The sequence below is a fragment of the Colwellia sp. D2M02 genome, from assembly GCF_018860755.1.
Classification (GTDB): Bacteria; Pseudomonadota; Gammaproteobacteria; order Enterobacterales; family Alteromonadaceae; genus Colwellia; species Colwellia asteriadis.
This window is the reverse complement of the sequence record NZ_JAHKPW010000009.1, coordinates 1-18,360: the sequence shown is the minus strand read 5'-3', so window position 1 is coordinate 18,360 and position 18,360 is coordinate 1. Positions and strand designations below refer to the sequence as shown.

14 protein-coding genes are annotated in these 18,360 nt (G+C 38.2%); 5 read left to right on the top strand and 9 right to left on the bottom strand.

The genetic code is table 11. The features are described 5' to 3' along the window. Positions 1-209: 209 nt before the first annotated feature. Together KO495_RS00885 and KO495_RS00880 are read right to left on the bottom strand one after the other, a co-directional pair. Positions 210-776, bottom strand: coding sequence for an LON peptidase substrate-binding domain-containing protein (locus KO495_RS00885; protein ID WP_215978512.1), 567 nt, complete (start codon positions 774-776; stop codon positions 210-212). A gap of 203 nt (positions 777-979) precedes the next feature. Beyond that, positions 980-2,809, bottom strand: coding sequence for a fasciclin domain-containing protein (locus KO495_RS00880; protein ID WP_215978511.1), 1,830 nt, complete (start codon positions 2,807-2,809; stop codon positions 980-982). Between the two features lie 241 nt (positions 2,810-3,050). Here KO495_RS00880 and KO495_RS00875 point away from each other — a divergent pair, with 241 nt between their 5' ends. After that, positions 3,051-3,965, top strand: coding sequence for a TIGR01777 family oxidoreductase (locus KO495_RS00875; protein WP_215978510.1), 915 nt, complete (start codon positions 3,051-3,053; stop codon positions 3,963-3,965). Between the two features lie 33 nt (positions 3,966-3,998). Here the strand turns inward: KO495_RS00875 and KO495_RS00870 are convergent, their stop codons facing one another. Genes KO495_RS00870 through KO495_RS00860 form a run of 3 tightly spaced genes read right to left on the bottom strand, consistent with a single transcriptional unit; the run spans position 3,999 to position 5,707 of the window. Further along, the gene (locus KO495_RS00870; RefSeq protein ID WP_215978509.1) at positions 3,999-4,559 is read right to left on the bottom strand and encodes a DUF3833 domain-containing protein; all 561 of its coding nucleotides are present in this window, start codon (positions 4,557-4,559) and stop codon (positions 3,999-4,001) included. A gap of 1 nt (position 4,560) precedes the next feature. Further along, positions 4,561-5,220: a chalcone isomerase family protein gene (locus KO495_RS00865; protein WP_215978508.1), complete on the bottom strand. Its 660-nt coding sequence runs from the start codon at positions 5,218-5,220 to the stop codon at positions 4,561-4,563. After that, positions 5,213-5,707: a DUF2878 domain-containing protein gene (locus tag KO495_RS00860; protein WP_215978507.1), complete on the bottom strand. Its 495-nt coding sequence runs from the start codon at positions 5,705-5,707 to the stop codon at positions 5,213-5,215. Before KO495_RS00860 ends, KO495_RS00865 begins: the two co-directional genes overlap by 8 nt. Positions 5,708-5,923: 216 nt before the next feature. On the opposite strand from KO495_RS00860, the gene KO495_RS00855 reads away from it, so the two are divergent. After that, positions 5,924-7,465, top strand: coding sequence for a phospholipase D family protein (locus KO495_RS00855; protein WP_215978506.1), 1,542 nt, complete (start codon positions 5,924-5,926; stop codon positions 7,463-7,465). A gap of 75 nt (positions 7,466-7,540) precedes the next feature. Here the strand turns inward: KO495_RS00855 and KO495_RS00850 are convergent, their stop codons facing one another. From KO495_RS00850 to KO495_RS00835, 4 genes are all read right to left on the bottom strand, one after another. Further along, positions 7,541-8,149, bottom strand: coding sequence for a porin family protein (locus KO495_RS00850; protein WP_215978505.1), 609 nt, complete (start codon positions 8,147-8,149; stop codon positions 7,541-7,543). A 283-nt stretch (positions 8,150-8,432) separates the two neighbouring features. Continuing rightward, positions 8,433-9,068: a GDYXXLXY domain-containing protein gene (locus KO495_RS00845; protein ID WP_215978504.1), complete on the bottom strand. Its 636-nt coding sequence runs from the start codon at positions 9,066-9,068 to the stop codon at positions 8,433-8,435. Next, positions 9,058-10,146, bottom strand: a complete 1,089-nt coding sequence (locus KO495_RS00840) for a DUF4401 domain-containing protein (RefSeq protein WP_215978503.1) — start codon at positions 10,144-10,146, stop codon at positions 9,058-9,060. Before KO495_RS00840 ends, KO495_RS00845 begins: the two co-directional genes overlap by 11 nt. Next, the gene (locus KO495_RS00835) at positions 10,146-11,114 is read right to left on the bottom strand and encodes a DUF2157 domain-containing protein (RefSeq protein ID WP_215978502.1); all 969 of its coding nucleotides are present in this window, start codon (positions 11,112-11,114) and stop codon (positions 10,146-10,148) included. The genes KO495_RS00840 and KO495_RS00835 overlap by 1 nt, the downstream gene beginning before the upstream one ends. 294 nt (positions 11,115-11,408) lie before the next feature. Between KO495_RS00835 and KO495_RS00830 the strand changes: the two genes are divergently transcribed. The 3 genes from KO495_RS00830 to KO495_RS00820 all read left to right on the top strand — a co-directional run bounded on the left by KO495_RS00830 (position 11,409) and on the right by KO495_RS00820 (position 18,289). Next, a complete protein-coding gene (locus KO495_RS00830; protein WP_215978501.1) occupies positions 11,409-13,343 on the top strand; it encodes an AsmA family protein in 1,935 nt (644 codons plus the stop codon). A gap of 395 nt (positions 13,344-13,738) precedes the next feature. Continuing rightward, positions 13,739-16,201, top strand: coding sequence for a TonB-dependent receptor (locus tag KO495_RS00825; RefSeq protein WP_215978500.1), 2,463 nt, complete (start codon positions 13,739-13,741; stop codon positions 16,199-16,201). A gap of 297 nt (positions 16,202-16,498) precedes the next feature. Further along, entirely contained in the window at positions 16,499-18,289 is a 1,791-nt protein-coding gene (locus KO495_RS00820) for a DUF885 domain-containing protein (protein WP_215978499.1), read from the top strand. Positions 18,290-18,360 lie beyond the last annotated feature (71 nt).

The following is an 18,360-nucleotide window of genomic DNA, read 5'->3' as shown; positions in this document are numbered from 1 at the left end:
CCTGAACTCGGTTTAAGAGATATTTAACAAATTGAAATATCAGTAAAAATTACTTTTCTGAGTCTCTAGCTTGATAGTTTTTCTTCTTTTCATATGATAAGCAAGGCAAATTTCGCGTCAATAGGGAGCTATTGCAAGTAAATTTAACGAAGAAGTTAGGAAAAGTAGCTGCTAGAGAAACATTTGTTAAGCCGAGCTCAGGTTAATTATTAATGGTGTTGTTCGGCATGGATAATAGTATGTATTAGCTGCTTAGCTTGCTCTAATGAATTACTATCAATAAAAATATCTTTAATATTTAATTCAACAGGTAGCAACTCTAACCAGCGGGCTATCACCCAATTGGGTTGATCAGTAAACTTATCTTGATAGAGGTTACGTAAATCATCACTTTGTTTAAATACTTGTGCTAGCGATTCAGATAAGTCGTGCGTAACATGGTCATGTTCACTTAATGGCCAGTGTGCTATCGCTGTCACTTCACCATAGCGCAGCTGATCTTTTTCTACAGTAATTTTAGTGACTTTAAGTAATGACTTACATTTCACATCAATAATTAAAGTGCCGTCTTCGTCTTGGTCAAAATTAATGATTTCAACCCAGCTTGCCCACCTAACTTCGGGTAGGTTAGAAGTTGCGTCGTTTAATAGAATAGCGAAGCCATTTTCCTTAGTAGCAATACGTACCATTTTAAGATAGCGTTGCTCGAAAATACGTAAGCGAGTGACTCCGTCAGGTAGTAAAAAAATAGGCAAAGGAAAAAGCGGTAAATTCATAGTAGATGTCCTTGGTTGATTCAAGGTTTAATACGTAACAATTGGGGAAAATGATCAATGGTTTCTTAAAAATGGTGACCTGAGTTGAGAGGGGAGTTATGTTGCGAGTTTTCATTGAACGGGTAATATAAAGCCGCTATTTAAATTATTATAAGTTATAGGAACTTAAATAGCGGCTAAAGCTTAACTTGAGCTCTTGTTATTTACTCTGCGATCACAGTGTCAATAATATGAATCACGCCGTTGGTTGCGTAAATGTCAGTCATAATTACATTAGTGTCGCCAATCATTAACATACCCGTTTCAGCGTTAATACCTACTGAGATCATGTCACCAGCAGCTGTCGTTAACATAGTGCCGTTCGCACCATATGCCGCAACTGAATTAATTTCAACATCACTGACCACATGTTTTAATAAGACAGATGTTAAAGCGTCAGTATCGGCTAATAAGGCGTTTAATACCGCAGGGTCTAGTTTGGCAAAGGCATCGTTAGTTGGTGCAAATACCGTAAAAGTAGCCGTTTCATCGGCTAAAGTAGTCACTAAGTCTGCTGTTGTTAGTGCATCAACTAGTGTGCTTAAGTTAGTGTTTGCTACAGCAATATCAACAATACTATCGGTCGGTGTGCCTTTGGCTGTTGGTGGTAGAATTACATTATCAACTACATGGATAATGCCATTGTCAGCCATAACATCAGCAGCACTTACTTTTGCGCCGTTGACAAATAACATACCGTCAGTAAATGACAATGCCACTTGAGCACTATTTGCAGTAACAACTTGGTTATTATCAGAGCTAGCAATTGCAACTGCGGCATCAGACATTACCTTACCAGGCACAACATGGTAGAGCAGAATGTTTGAAAGGGTATCGGTATCATTTAATAACGCTGCTACAGTACCTTCAGGTAGCTTGGCAAAAGCAGCATCGCTTGGTGCAAATACGGTATAGTCAGTGTCTAAATCCGCTAAAACGGTATCTAAACCTGTTGCTTGAAGTGCTGTAACTAAGGTGGTGAAATTGCCATTTTCTACAGCGACATCTACTAGGCTCATCGGTACTGTCGGAAGTTCAACGTCAGCAACAATTACCGCATCAATTACATGAATAATACCATTGGTAGTGTAGATATCTTTAGTGACAATATTGACTCCACCAAAGGTCAGCATATCGGTTTCGCTGTTAATATCTATGGTTATATTAGCGCCTGAAGCCGTTTCAACCATAGTGCCATTGAGCGAGTAAGCAGTAACAGAGTCAACTTCAGCATCAGCAATAACATGTTGTAGTAAAATGTTTGTTAATACCTCTTGGTCAGCAATAATGGCTGCTAAGGTTTTTTCATCTATCATGGCAAAAGCGGCATCAGTAGGGGCAAAAACTGTAAATTTTTTACTGGTATCAGCAAGTACTGTGTCTAAATTTGCAGCTTGTAGTGCTGTGACTAAAGTCGTGAAGTTACCGGCAGCAACGGCGGTTTCAACAATATTACTTGTTGGTGTGCCCATCTCTGCTGGTGGCATTAACACCGCATCAATCACATGAATAATGCCATTATCAGTGGTTAAATCAGTAATGGTTACTGTGGCTGTATTGACTAGTAGCATATCTCCATCAAGTGACAAGCCAACTGAGTCGCCATTGACCATTTCAACTAATTGACCTGCACTGGCAATTGCTGTGGCAGCATCCACTTCGCCAGAAATAACATGATAAGTTAAAATATCAGACAACCTATCAGTATCAGCTAAAAGAGCGGTAACTGCTTCTTCGCCTAATAAATCAAAAGCGTCATCGGTTGGCGCAAATACGGTAAACTTAGCATTTTTATCAGCTAAGGTCGCATCTAACCCTGTTGCTTGCAAGGCTGCAACTAAGGTGGTGAAGTTGCCATTGGCTACAGCGGCATCAACAATGGTTACGGCTACGGGCTGTTCTGGTGGTGTTGAGTTGTTATTATCGTCATCATTACAGGCTTGCAGTAAAAATAAACTCGCAATGGTAATACATAGGGTTTTAAAATTTTTCACTTGTCTATCCTCGTAGGTTAATCTCAAGTTACCCTACGTGAGCAAAATTTAATTAGATCACAAAAACTCAAATAAAAAGTATATTTTTTAAACTGAACTAAACATAACGTTGACGCGTATATTTAGTTGTACAGCGTTGATGATATAGCCATTGGCGCATTTATTACGGGTTAAATACCTATAAACATAAGTAACTCTGGCGCTTTTTATTTGAATGATTGGCCAGTTAAAGGGGGCTAAGGTGAAGTTTCTTATTACCGGTGGTACAGGCTTAATTGGTCGAGAACTTATTCGTCACCTTTCAAAAGATGATGATGTTCAGATAACGGTGTTAAGCCGCAATCCAGTGAGAGCTGCTCAGTTGCTTGGAGAGCATATTAAACTTATTACTAAGCTAGGAATAGATGCTGTTGAGCAGCAAAATGTCGTCATTAACTTAGCAGGAGAGCCTATAGCCGATAAGCGCTGGAGTAATGGACAAAAAAAGGAAATATGTCAGAGCCGTTGGCAAATAACTCAGCAATTAGTTGATTTAATTAAACGTGCTAAAACACCTCCTGCGTTGCTTATTTCTGGTAGCGCCATTGGATTTTATGGTCGTCAGGGTAGTCAAGAGATTGATGAGGACTTTACCGATTGTCACCATGAATTTTCACATCAATTGTGTAAATGTTGGGAGCAAATAGCTTTAGGCGCTAAATCAAACTATACCCGTGTCGCCCTATTAAGAACCGGTATAGTGTTAGCTAGAAACGCTGGTGCGTTAGCTAAAATGCTGCCTGCCTTTCGTTTGGGTTTAGGCGGAAAAATAGCGAGTGGTGAGCAAATCATGTCGTGGATTCATGTTGATGATATGGTGCGTGCTATTACTCATATTATTGACCATAGTGAGTTACAAGGCGCAATAAATATGACCGCACCAAACCCAGTAAGTAACCTTGATTTTTCTCAAGCTCTCGCGCACGCATTATCGAAACCATGCTTTTTACCTATGCCGAGCATTATGGTGAAATTATTGTTTGGTGAAATGTCAGACTTATTAATTTATGGACAAAATGTTGTTCCGAATAAGCTTAAACATAGTGGTTTTAGCTTTACTCAACCAACACTTGATGGCGCATTGGCGAATATCTTGATTGATAGAAGATCAACGTAGCTCTTCCGTATGGTAGGCTTTTATTTAGCAACTTTACGTTACATTAGGGCACTTTCTTAAAGGCTGTTCTTTATCAAAAAATAAGGTGATTTCAGCCACTTCAACACCGAATTTTTTCATTACGGTACGGTTGAATACACGATGTTGATCTATTTGATACATCCAATCATCAAGGGCTAAATGATAAATGTCATCGTCCACCGGTACCGACAAAGTATATTGCCACTGAAACGCAAAGCCTTGTTGCTGACCTGAGGCTGTGCCTATAACATCTTCAGCCTCACCTTGATATTCGCCGTTGTCGAGCTTTGTTAATTGCCAATTACGCTCGGTTACTTCACCGTCGTTAAAGTAAAACACTTCAGCTAGTACACCATTATTACCTTGCCAAGTGCCGTTAAGCTCAACACAGAAACGGCGAGTAACATTATCAGAGTAATCTTGCACCATGCCCCAAGCGGTTAAGGACCCTGTGAAATAGTTTTTAATGTCGAGAGTAGGGCTCGTTTGTTGATACTGTTCTATATCAGCTGAACAGCTAAATAAACCAGTCACTAATAGTGCTGTTGCTGTTAATTTGGTTAAACGGTTCATATTATTTATTCTCTCCAATTAATTTAGCGCGTAATTTAGGTTGGCTGGTATTGGGGTCTAACCAAATCGCAGTAAATAATGGCCCAAAGCTAGCGTGTGCAATAGTACCTATATGATTGCCATTAAAATAAAAGTGACTCAGGTTATTATCGATGAGTAAAGCTAAGCTATCGTCAGTTTTAATATCTGGCCAAATGGCTTCAAGTACAGGAATAAACTTATTATATTGCTCGGCAGTTATAGCTAAGTGCTGCCATTGTTCTATGGTACGAGTAATTAGATCTTGCTTAGTAATATCACGTAAATATTGAATTTCGAATAATAAAGACGGTGATTTTTCGGTCATGCCATTATTATTGGACTTGACTAGGTACTCACCTGACGGCGTATATAAATGACTATGATATATATCCCAAAAGAGTACTGAAAACTTGGCACTGCCGACCAGTGTTAGCGGCTTTTGTTGTAATACTTTAGCTAGATTTTTTAAGGGCTCTTTAGGTGCTTCTTCGATAAGCGTTGCTGTGTTTGCCTTAACATTTATTGTAGTTAATTGTTGGGCGTATACGCTTTTAATAGAAAATATCACTAAAGTAAGTAATAGGAGTAATGCCAGCAATACTTTGCTTATTTGCTTATGGGTAGTGGAATGTTTAATCATGATCCCTCTCGGTAGCATAAATTTTATCTTTGAGTACAAATAATGACACCATCAGTAATGCCCAAATAATGGATAAGATCATATAGGTAGTGAACAGTTCATAAGTGAAAGTCACCGCATGTAAGTTAGCTCCAGCAACGTAACTCAGTGGTGGAAATAGCAAGCCACAGGTAAACTGCAATGCTTTTGATTTAGCTAAAAAGCTCAAACTATGATGTAGCGTTGCAGCAAAACATGCCCATAAAACCATTAGCCACAAAGGGATAAAATAAACGGTATTAAAAGTAAAAATGTTCAAATGCATCAACACAGTATCTATGACAATACCGATAATGCTCACCACAACGATTAAGCTCAGCTCAGCTTGCCTTTGATTTGCTTTATAAAAGTGTATTCCTAACCACAGCAAAGCTATAACAATAAAACTATTGCCATAAAGCACTAAGCCTAACCACGATATATTAAAGCCTAAAATATTTAACCACATAACGACTATTGTTGATGACCTTTACCTTTAATACGTAAGAAGTCACAATAAAGATTACTTATAAAGCCATTATGTGAGAAATAGAGCACTATTGCTTTTCGAGTATTTTTAATAACTGCCAGTAACGCTAGGACTTAAAGTTGAGCCTATAAAATAATACCGTCAGTAATTTCAACATGCGGCATATTTTTTATCAGAAGTAATTAAGGAAAATTAGTGAGTAAAACCATAGCGAAGCAAGTAAAAATCACCGTATTATTGTGTTTGTTTATCGCCACTACCTGTTTAGCGCAAGAGCTACGCATTCCGGTTAGCCAGTTTGATCATTGTGGTAAGCTTGTGAAGCAGCCTCCAGCTAATTTAGCTCAGCACTTAATGCCTTTTTCAGAGAAAATGTTAACGCATACGGGTGTATACGTTTTAGAGGAAGATACTGAATCGTTACTTACCCGTGCTTGGCTCAGTGAAAATGCCGAGCAGACTATCGACGTACAATATTTTATTTTTTCTACCGATAATATTGGCCTAATCGCAATAGATTACTTAATGAAAGCCGCAGAGCGTGGTGTAAAAGTCAGAGTTTTAGTGGACGATATAATGGTTGAAGCCAACGGTGATGAGTTACTCAAGCTTGCCGCGCATCCTAACTTTGAAATTAAAATATATAACCCAACGGCAAATATCGGGAAAAATATTGTTGATAAGCTGATCAGTATCACCACAAACTTTCATGGCTTAAATCAACGTATGCATAACAAAACCTTCACTGTTGATGGCAAAGTGGCTATTACAGGGGGTCGTAACTTGGCAGATGAATATTTTGGTTATGATCATCAATATAATTTCAGAGACCGAGATGTAATGTTAATTGGCGGTGTGAGCACTGAGATACAACGCTCATTTGATCAATTTTGGCACCATGAACTAAGCGTACCTATTAATAAGTTAGTGTCTATTAAGCAGAAATTTTCCACAGATTATTCAGCGTTGCATCAATATGCCTGTAACCCCGATAACTTTGTACCTGAAGTACGTGCAGCAATAGCCGACTTACCTAATGTATATAAACAGGTTCAACAAGCGGGTGATTTGCACTGGCTTGCGGGCGTTGAATATATATCTGATGTGCCTGGAAAAAACGCTGGCGATGACTTTTTAGGAGGGAGTGGCTTATCAACTCAGCGACTGATCAGCTTACTAAAACAAGCCAAAACCTCAGTAACCATACAAACTCCTTATTTAATTACCACCTCCGTTGGAAAAAACTTACTTAAAGCGCTAGTTGCGAGAGGCGTTGAAGTGAAAATATTGACTAACAGTCTCGCTTCAAATGATAACTTAGAAGCATTTAGCGGCTACCAGCGCGATAGAGATGACCTACTCGATACCGGTATTGCACTTTATGAATTTAAGCCTGATGCTCAAATTCGAAAAAAGATTATGGCTGATGTGATGCAAGGTAAGCTCGCTACTATGCCCATTTTTGGTTTGCATGCCAAAACACTGGTGATTGACGATAATATTAGTGTTATTGGTACCTTTAATTTTGATCCGCGTAGCGCTAACTTAAACACTGAAAGTATTACTATTATACCTTCGATAGAAATCGCTAAAAAAGTGAAACAAGGGATGTTAGAAGAAATGGCCCCAGAAAATGCATGGCGTATTACTAAAGACTTTAACCCCGATCATACTGTTAGTCGCACCAAGCGTTTACGCGTTAAGCTTCGACGTATCGTCCCTAAAAATATTTTATAGTGATGTTAATTGTGAGCAACCTAATATGTTAGGTTGCTCACTAAAGTGATGTTTTATATCAAAGGGTAATATAATTTAGAACGAATACTTTACCCCTAAAGTGGCATTATGCCAGTTATTTGATCTAAAGTTGGGTAGCATTTGGTAATCTATAAACAGCCTATAGTTTTTGCTAATTTCATAGTCTAAGCCTAAGCCATAATTAGCGCCATCCGGTGAGGTATTGCCGCTGCCGTTATATGATGCAAGTATATTTCCTGCTTGATCTATTACTTGCCAAGTACTTTCAGTATTAATCTTAGTATTTGTGAAACCTACCAACCCATAGACGTTAAGTGAATTAGTAATAGGGTAGCTTACTTTTAAATTAACCGAGCTTTGTAATGCTATTTCGCTTGAATATTGAACCTGATAGGCGTGCTGATTGGAAAATCGTAGAGGGGTGTTTTGAGAGTGAGAAGCATCACTTGAAATTCCTGTAGCAAGCCTACCTTCTAATGAAAAATACTCATTGAATTGGTAGCCTAAAATACCACCAATAGTTTTATATTCATCATTAAGGTCAGATACTTTTTGGTAACTAACGAAGCCCCCGAGGTAAAAATCGTCAACAACATCAGCCTTGCTAGAAAATGATTGAATTATTGTAATTAAAGCTATTGGTATTAATAGTTTTTTGGTCATGTGAAATCCTTTTATTTACATGTATGGTAAGTCAGATATTCTCACTTATTTTTAAGAATTGAAGTGCTAATTAAGCCGAGCTCTGGTTAAGTATTTACATTACGATGACTTGTTGTGAAATCAAAAATTCTTAACGTAATATGGATAATAAACACCCTAATTCATGGTAATAGAGTTGTTACTTTAGAAAAAGTTCACTTTGATTTTAATGAGTTACAAAAGATGGTGACTTATACGCATGATTTCAACCTAACAAATCAAACTAAAATAGAGCGTAAGATGGTCAATACTCATTAACTTCTTTTCCTAACTTGCGAAATTTTTTATCACGCAGTGCCACTAAGAGTAATTCGCCATTGTCATCCACACGAAACTCACCATAAATTGCTGTTGTTAACTGCTCACCAGTGCCTTCTTCAAAGAAATAAGCATTAGTGGCAAAGTTTACTCGTCCTCGGCGTACCCTAAATTGCAAAGGAATAGTTACAGCAGTTTTACTTGCTTGTGTTGCTACTGTAGCTGTTAGAGGTATAGCGGTAGTAGTTAATGTCGAATTAGTAACTAAGGTATCGAGCATTACTTTATCGTTAATTGTAATGCTAACAAAGCTTGCTACTTTATTTTCATTAATGGTGACATTAGCGAAGCCATTTAGTGATGCGCTGTACTTATTGTCATCATTTAATAATAGGTTGCTCGTTAATGTCGCGTTAATGTTATCGGCCATCGCAAAGCGTAGTGCCATGTAATCACCTTGCATTAATGAACGAGGATCTACGGGAGCTAACTCCAGATAAACGACTTGCCCTTGTGCTAATAAGGTTTCTTTTTGGTATATGCCCCAGTTAATGATGGTAAGCGCGATAATAAGGGTAAGTAGCGCGACAAGTTGGTGAGTATTCGATATTTTATTTTTCATAAGCGCCTTTATGGTGATTATCGGTTAAGGCTAAGCGTGGTAATACTTTTATCAGCGCTAATCGGCATACTAGAGCAACAGCGCCCAGTATGAATAATAAGCCCGCTTTAAAAAGGAGCGTTTCTTCCATATAGTAATAATACGATGAGCAATACACTAGTAACGAAATGGTGCCAAGCCCTATAGCCACACGGTTAGATTGATTAAAACCAAGCAGCATAATAATAAGTCCTGCCAGTACTCCAGGTGCTTTGAAAGTAATAAATGCCAGTATTAACGTTATCAGCATAATGGCAATTGCTAGCTTATCATTAAGCTTAATACTATTTTTCTGTAATAATTGTTGGTTGGTAAACAGTGCTGCGGCAATAAAAATTCCTTGAATTAACCAAGGTGAGATAGTGATAAGGTAATCATCAGCTGTCGAGATCAATGCAAATAAATCTTCGCTCAAAAATTGCTGACTATTTAAAGCCAGCATAGCGATAACTAGCCCATAAAATACACCTTTATTACGCTGATAGTGCTTAATAAAAGTAAATTCACGTAAGCCTAACCACACGATTGGAAATATCAGTGTACTACCTAAAATGTAAGGTTGTCCGTAGCTAATTAATACTATTTCAAATGCGGCAACAGCAAAGGCGGTTGAAAATAAACGATGTAAAAAGCTAGGCATTACATAGGCTAGAATAGCTTGTAATACACCTAAAATAAGCCAAGAGTTATGATCAAAATTTTGAGAAAATAGCGCCCAACAAAAAAGTGCTTGTCCAGCTAAACTAAAAGCTAAAGCTAAGTGCTCAAAAAACTCACTTTTAGGTGTACTTAATATGGCGTAAGTACCTGAAAATAAAGCAAAGTTCATAATGAAGCAGGCGATAGCTTCTTCCATAAAAAAGCTAAATATCGCTAAAATAAATGCCAAAATAAAAATCGCGCCTAACCAACCTGACATGGCTAATAAAGCTTTAACATACCAAGGTGAGCTAAGCGTATTGCGAGTAGGATCATCACCTTCAACAATATTCGCATCGCTCAGTGCTTGCCATAAGCGACTCTGTTTTGCTGTTGTCATCAGTTCATCTCCTGCTGCACTTGTTTGAGCCAAAACGCTGAGCCACTACCAAGACCAATTACTATTATAGAAATCAACAGATATTCAGCGCCATCACCGCTAAAAATAACGCCGTTGCCAACTAACGCGGTTAAAACAACAATACCTGATAAGCAAGCACCTGAAAGCATGAATAAATCAATGCTAACTTTACGATATAACCAGTAAATAGCGCCAAGAAACACTCCCCAAACAGGCAGCGCGAGTGTGTGTATTATGTAGTCATCAACAATGGCTAATAAGGCGTTTTCTGTTATTAAAGTGCCAGTCACTAAAGCGATAACTCTTATCGCCCAAGTTTTTTTCATCCACGTTCTTGATAAGCTGAGAGTGTGCCAACAGGCAAAAATAAAGCTGTTAAGGCCAATAAAGAGCCATAACGGGTTTACTTTATTGGTAAAAAATAAGGATAAAGGGTTAGTGTTCACGTCACAGTATAGCGCTAGCGCAATATTAAGCAGTGCTAACCAAATTATCCATAAGCTGGTAAAGCGAGCAATAAGTGCCCAAGGTAAAATGAATAGCGCCCAATTAAAAAATAATTGCCAAGGATCGGCACCAGTTTGGTAGGTTTGACCAAATAGTGCCATTAATGCACCTAATAATAAGGTTGCAGTAATCAGTGCGCCATTGCTTGCGTTAGTTTGTGGTTTAGTTTTTACATACACAATAATGGCGAATATTAATGATATTTCAACTAAAGCGAATTTAGCAAAACGGCCAATTTCAGACCAGTTATGAGCAATAAAAAAAATAACAGATAAGCCGAGTGATACACAGCCTAACCACAGTAATAGTTGATTAATAAAATCAAACCAAGCTTTGGGCGCAGGATGAATATTCGCAATATTAATGGCTTGCTTAATATTATCTTTAGCAATTTTTTCCTGCTCAATGAGATTAACCAACTCACCTCTAGATGATTCCATGCCTAGCTGTCCTTTATTAAATCACTTTAATGAATGCTGAAACTTATAGCGCAGCTATCTTATGGTATTTTGGCCACTTATGTCACGATAATGTCGTATTCATCACCGATAATTTAGCTTAACTGTAAGATAAATTTACTAAAAATTAATACCACCTACAGGCCATGCTATGATAACTTTTAGTCTCTTTTGGCTTAGTGAATATTGCTTGATTAATATTTCAGACTAAACCTCAAAAATACTGTCTATAGTTACTTTAATTCTCTAATTTTTACCAACTGATGTGAGTAAATAATGAATAAAATTTTCAAAGTTATTGCCGCTTTTTTTGTTGTGATCATTCTTGTGGTTGCATTGATCCCTTTCTTTATTTCTAGTGATGATATTGTTAAGCAAGTGAGTGAACAGGTTCAGACAACAACGGGCCGAGTACTGAGTATTGATGGTGATAAAAGCTTTTCGGTATTTCCGTCATTGTCACTGCAACTAGAAAATGTACGCTTTAGCAACATGGAAAGTGGTAGTAAAGCTGACATGGTAACAATGAAAGCATTGGCTATTCACATTCCTTGGTTGTCACTTTTTTCAGGGGAACTGATTGTTGAACGCTTTGTGATTGAGCAACCGAATATTTTATTAGAAACCGACAAAGCAGGAAAAAATAACTGGCAGCTATTAGCAGCAACAGCAGAGCCAACAGCTTCTGATACTAGTGCAAGTGGCTCCTCAACCTTGCCTGAGCAATTTGACTTGAGTTTAGGGCAGGTGGAAGTTAATGGCGGTAAGTTAACGTTTATTGATCATCGCACCGATAGTACTACCGTTATTGATGAGCTTGAGTTAGCGTTAGTGCTGCCTTCGTTACGTGAAAAGTTTACTTTCAATGGTAGCCTTAACTATATGGGCGAAACCTTTGATCTTGAAGCTAACTTAACAACACCGGCTAAGCTCATTAATAATCAAGCCGTACAAGTAGAATTAGCGTTAACATCATCAATTGTAAACCTTAATTACCAAGGTGAACTACTTGAGTCGGGCGCAACCATTAAAGGGCATTTAGCCTTAGATACGCCGTCAGTTAAAAATATTCTTGCATGGCAAAAGCAATCTGTCGCGATGAAAGATAATGCCCTAAATCAATTTAGCTTTAATACCGATATGCACTTTAGTCAAAATACTTTAATGCTGGCGAAATTAGACGCTAAGTTAGATGAACTAGCTTTTACAGGGCAATCGGCATTAACACTATCATCACCATTACAGGTGAATTTAGACATTGATTTGGGTGAGTTAGATCTTAACCCTTACCTTGCTGATGCTGCTGAAAATAGCAGTAAAGCTGCGCAAAGTGAAACGGAAAACGACACTAATAAAGAAGCGCAGCCAATTGTTTGGGATAACAGTACTATTGATTTATCTGCACTTAAGCAACTGAATGCCAATATTAAACTGAGTTCAAGCAAGTTAATATTTCGAGAAATAAAGTTAGATGAAAATGAAATACTACTTAAGCTTGAAAATGGTAACGCTAAAGTAACCTTAAATAAATTTAATGCTTACCAAGGTAAAGGTAGTGGCGAAATTAACCTTATTAGCGCAGTAAAGCCTTACAAAATTAGTAGTAAGTTCTCGTTAGAAGGCATACAAGCTAACCCGTTATTAAATGATGCTGCGGGTTTTGATAAATTGTTAGGGCAAGGACAATTTAGCTGGAATATTAATACTCAAGGTCTAAGCCAACGTGACTTTGTAGAAAAACTCAATGGTACTTTTGGTTTTAACCTAAGCGACGGCGCTGTCAAAGGTGCTAATCTTGCGGCGATTGCACGTAGCGCCGAAAGTCTACTGAACGGGGATGTGAGTAACGTTAGTTTAGATAAGAACTTTGATCAGGCACAAAAAACTGATTTTGCCTCGTTTATTGCTAACTTTACTGTGACTAACGGCGTTGCTAGTACCAGTGACTTAGCATTAGCAAACCCCTTTATTCGTGTTAACGGCCAAGGTGGAGCCGATTTACCTAAGACCGACATTAACTTTAAAGTGCAAACAAAGTTAATCGCGTCTGCCGATGGGCAGCAAAGTGAAGGTGATAGCTCAGGAGTGACCATTCCAATGAAGATTACCGGGCAATTCCACAAAATAAAAGTAAGACCAGACGTTAGCAGCGCTACTAAAGACAAAGTTAAAGATAAGTTAAAAGATAAATTGAAAGGTTTATTCAATTAGGCTCAATTTATTTTAAGTCGTTTAAATCACCATGTTACTTTATGATTACCTAGTGCGAAATTAGCTGGGTAATCATAATTACCTACCACCATTTTCTATTTTATTTATTCGATAAAAATATCAACCTATTGTTTTAATTAGTTTATTGGTAATCCCTGGGCTTTGTTGGTATGAGCCGCTCCTTCCCTGTCACAAATTTTTCATTATGTTACTTTTTGTTTGGCAATCAGACTAAAGACATATTGCACATTTGTACTTTTTACTTTATGTTGAATTTGCTCTGCTAACAGTTTTGTTACAAATAACTATATTGTTAACGATAAAATATTCAATAAAAATATAACAAATGAATATGAGCAGCATAAAGTAAATAATCATTATGAGGAAGTTAAAACATGAAAAATACGTTTAAGTACGGCATGCTCGCATTTTCTATTGCCCTATCATTAGGTAGTGCATCCGTTGTTGCGGCAGAGAATGAAGATAAAGATATTTCAGATAGTGCCAAACATTCCGATATAGAACGAATTATCAGTATCGGTACGCGAATATCGAATAGAACGGTTGCCGATAGCCCATCACCGATAGATATTATTTCATCCGAAGCGATTAAAAACTCAGGGGCGACCAGTACACCTGACATGCTTCGAAAATTAGCTCCCTCATTTAATATGAACAACACCACCACATCAGACGGGCAAGATTTAATGCGCCCAGCTACTTTACGAAGTTTAGGGCCAGATCAAGTACTGGTGTTAATTAATGGTAAACGCCGACATCAACAGGCGGTTGTTGCCGTACAAGAAAATGTTGGTCGAGGAAGTGCTGGTACCGATTTAAGCTCTATTCCTATGACAGCCATATCACACATTGAAATATTACGTGACGGTGCTGCAGCACAATATGGCTCAGACGCAATTGCGGGCGTTATTAACTTGGTACTCAAAGATACAGAAGGCGGTACAGTTTGGGCGCAGTACGGGCAAACCAGTGAAGGTGATGGTGAGTCTACTGAAATAGGGGCTAACTATGGTTTAGCTATTGGCGAAAAAGGTATGTTAAACCTTACCTTTGAATATGCAGATAACGGTGAGATGAACCGTGCCACACCTACCACATGGTTTGGCTCAATCGATGAACCTCGCCAATTATTATTAGTCGGTGAAGCTGAAACTGAAATGAGCAGCTTGTGGGCAAACTTTTCGTATGAGCTTGGCGAAGAAAGCGAATTATATGCGTTTGGTGGCTTTACTAGCAAAGAAGGGGAGTCATTAGGCTTTTATCGCCCCGCAGCCGATAATCGCGTATGGAGCTCAATATACCCTGACGGGGTAACACCTAAATTAGGCTCAAAATCAGAAGATTATTCGATTGCCGTCGGCTTTCGAACCCAAGTATCTGATTGGGAACTCGATGCAAGTATTGTAACCGGTGAAAATAGGTTTGAATTTAGTAACACTGAATCGCTTAATGCTAGTTATGGTCCAGATAGTCCTACCTCAGCATACGATGGTGCTTTAGTTTATAGTCAAACGACTTTCAATATTGATGCTGTTACTGAAATAGATTTAGGGTTTTACTATGAAACCTCATTTGCCTTTGGTGCTGAATATCGCATCGATGGTTTTGCACAAGAAGCCGGTGATGAGGTGACTTATGCACGCGGTGATACTTATTGTGCAGAATCTGTAAACCCAACAGGCGACCCAACAATGACCAATTGTACGGGTGGTGATATTACCACTCCGGGTATGCAAGGATTTCAGGGGTATAGCCCTGAAATGGCGATTGATAATGATCGAAGCAGTTATGCGTTATACTTTGATACTGAAACTTCTATCACTGAAGATTGGTTAGTTGCCGCGGCTGTTCGTTATGAAAATTATGACGACTTTGGCAGCACCGTTATTGGTAAATTATCAACACATTTAAGCGTAACTGATAATTTTGCTATTCGTGGCTCTGCTTCTACAGGTTATAGAGCACCAGGTATGCAGCAAGCTAATTTCACTCAGCGTTCTATTTCGTTAGACAATGGTGTTTTAGCTGACTTAGTTACCTTACGCCCTAATGAAGCCTTAGCTGGCGAACTTGGCTTTAAAGATTTAGAGGAAGAAAATTCGACTAATATCTCATTTGGTATTGTGTATAACATAGGAAATTACTCATCAACACTTGATGTGTATCAAATTAATATTGATGATCGTATTGTTTACTCGGGTAATATTTCTCGTGGTATAAACAATGATATTGATAGTTTTTTTGATAGTCATTCAGGGGCTGGACAAGCGCTAGATGGTGTAAAAAATGTATCTGTTTTTACTAATGCTATTGATACTGAAACTTTTGGTCTTGACTGGGTAAACCAATATACCCAAGAGTTAGAGAGTATGGACATTGTTTACGAGCTTTCTTATCACCATAATGATAATGAAGTGAGTAATATCAATACCTCATCAACTATTGTTCCAGATGATATTGTTTTTAATGAAGGTCAAAAATACTTAGTTGAAACAGCTCAACCACAAGATCGTGCTTCTTTATCGGCGATGTTTGATTTAGATAATTGGTCGGTTACAGGGCGTATGACTTATTACGGGGAAGTGACTTCTGCCTCTTACGGCACTCCTAAAAATACATGGGGCGCTAAAAGCCTATTTGATGTAACTGCACAATGGCAGTTAACAGAAAGCTTGCAAATTAGCGGTGGTATTTTGAACTTAACAGATGAATATCCAGACGAGTGGGGTAGCAATGGAGCACCATTTACTGAGCTTGGCTTTAAATATGGCTGGACCAGTTTTCCATTCTCACTGGCAGGACGTGAATACTACTTAAGAGCGTCATATAGCTTTTAAGCTACTTCATTCATTAAGTTGATATTTACTCAGCAATATAATAGACCGTGCGGCTAAATACCAAAGCCAGTAGTTATTAACTACTGGCTTTTTTCTATTAGTTTTACAAGGCTAGCATAGTAAAACGTAATAAAAGCTTAAAACTCAAAATGACCATTAATGCAAACTTCAACTGATAATCCTCACCTTTCATCGCGCAATACTATTTATCTCGCGCTATTTAGGCTATGTTGCTAAGTAACGCTAAAACGGCTGCACGGTATGAGCCATAACATTATTAAATCAATAGGTATTTATATGAGTCGCGTATTTACTCAACTTTTATTGGTGGCTACCGCCATTGTTTCGTTAACCGCATGTCAGGTGACACCTGAAAAAATTAGTGCTGATCAAGCATTTGATAATACAGTGCAACAGCTATTAGATCAGCGCGCTAGTAAAGGTGCTTATAAAGTAGAATCGCAGGATGATAAGAAAAGCTATTGGCCTGATTTATCACCACAACATTTACAGTTACAGTTTGAGCAGCGACAAGCATTAGTCGCGCAGTTTGAACAAATTAATCAAGCGGAGTTGTCGGCTGACAATAAAATTAACTACGCTATTATTAAAGCGCAGCTTGATAACCGAATTGCGAATTATCAATTTAAGGCTCATTATACTCCGCTTAAATCAGAGTCCGGCTTTCACTCTAATATTAACTTTATTATTGACGGTACTGAGTTTAAAACAGAGCAAGATATTGAAAACTATGTTAATAAAGTGGCAGCAATGCCTGCCTATTTCCAACAAAATATTTATTGGATGCGTCAGGGCTTAGCTTCAGGTATTACCCAGCCGCAAGCGGTATTAATTGGTTATGAAAAATCCATTAGCGCTTTTATTCCTGACAATATAGAACAGTCAGTATTTTTTAAGCCTTTTGCTTCAGTACCTAAACTACTTGATCAAGAATTAGTAAAAACGCAACGTGCTAAGTTAGCGAAAGTATTATCATCGCAAGTCATTCCGGCTTATGAAAATTACTACCAGTTTTTTACTCAAGAATATTTCCCTAATGCTCGCCAAAATATAGCGGTGTCATCAATCCCTAATGGCCGAGAGTTTTATGAAAATAGAGTAAAACACTTCACGACAACCGATATGACAGCAGACGAAGTACACCAATTAGGGCTACGAGAAGTCGCGCGTATTCGTGCTGAAATGGACGAAGTTATTATTAAAACAGGGTTTAAAGGTAGCTTTGCTGAATTTACTCACTTTTTACGTACTGACCCACAATTCTACGCAAAAACACCATTAGAGTTAATCAAAGAAGCGTCGTACCTTGCAAAGCAAATCGATGCGAAACTTCCGTCATTATTTAAACATTTACCGCGTACACCTTATGGCGTAGTGCCAGTGCCTGATGCAATAGCACCTAAATACACAACTGGTCGTTATATTAGTCCAGCAACAGATCGCCATTCGGGATCATATTGGGTTAACACTTATGCACTAGATAAGCGCCCACTTTATGTTTTACCCGCATTAACTTTACACGAAGGGGTGCCAGGACATCATTTACAAATATCGCTTAATAGTGAGTTAGATAACTTACCATCGTACCGTCAACATGCCTATATTTCAGCGTTTGGTGAAGGCTGGGGCTTATATTCAGAATGGTTAGGTATTGAAGCAGGTATTTATACTAATCACTACAGTGACTTTGGACGCTTAACTTATGAAATGTGGCGTGCAGCACGTTTAGTGGTTGATACCGGTATGCATATGCAAGGTTGGTCGCGAGCACAAGCGATGGACTTTATGAAAGATAATACCGCGCTATCGCTTCATAATGTTAGAACAGAAATAGACCGTTATATTTCTTGGCCGGGGCAAGCGTTATCTTACAAAATTGGTGAAATCACCATTAGAAAATTACGTAAACGAGCAGAAGCAGAGCTTGCGAGAGACTTTGATGTAAGAGAGTTTCATTATCAAGTATTAAAAAATGGCTCGGTGCCGCTAAGCGTACTTGAGCAACAAATTGAAGACTATATTCAACAAACTAAGCAAGATTCGACACAGGCTAAAATAGAGCAGTAACTAGCATAAATGATGACTTGGCAAGGAAGTTGAGTCATTTATTAAAGTAATAAACCTGAGCTCGGCTTAAT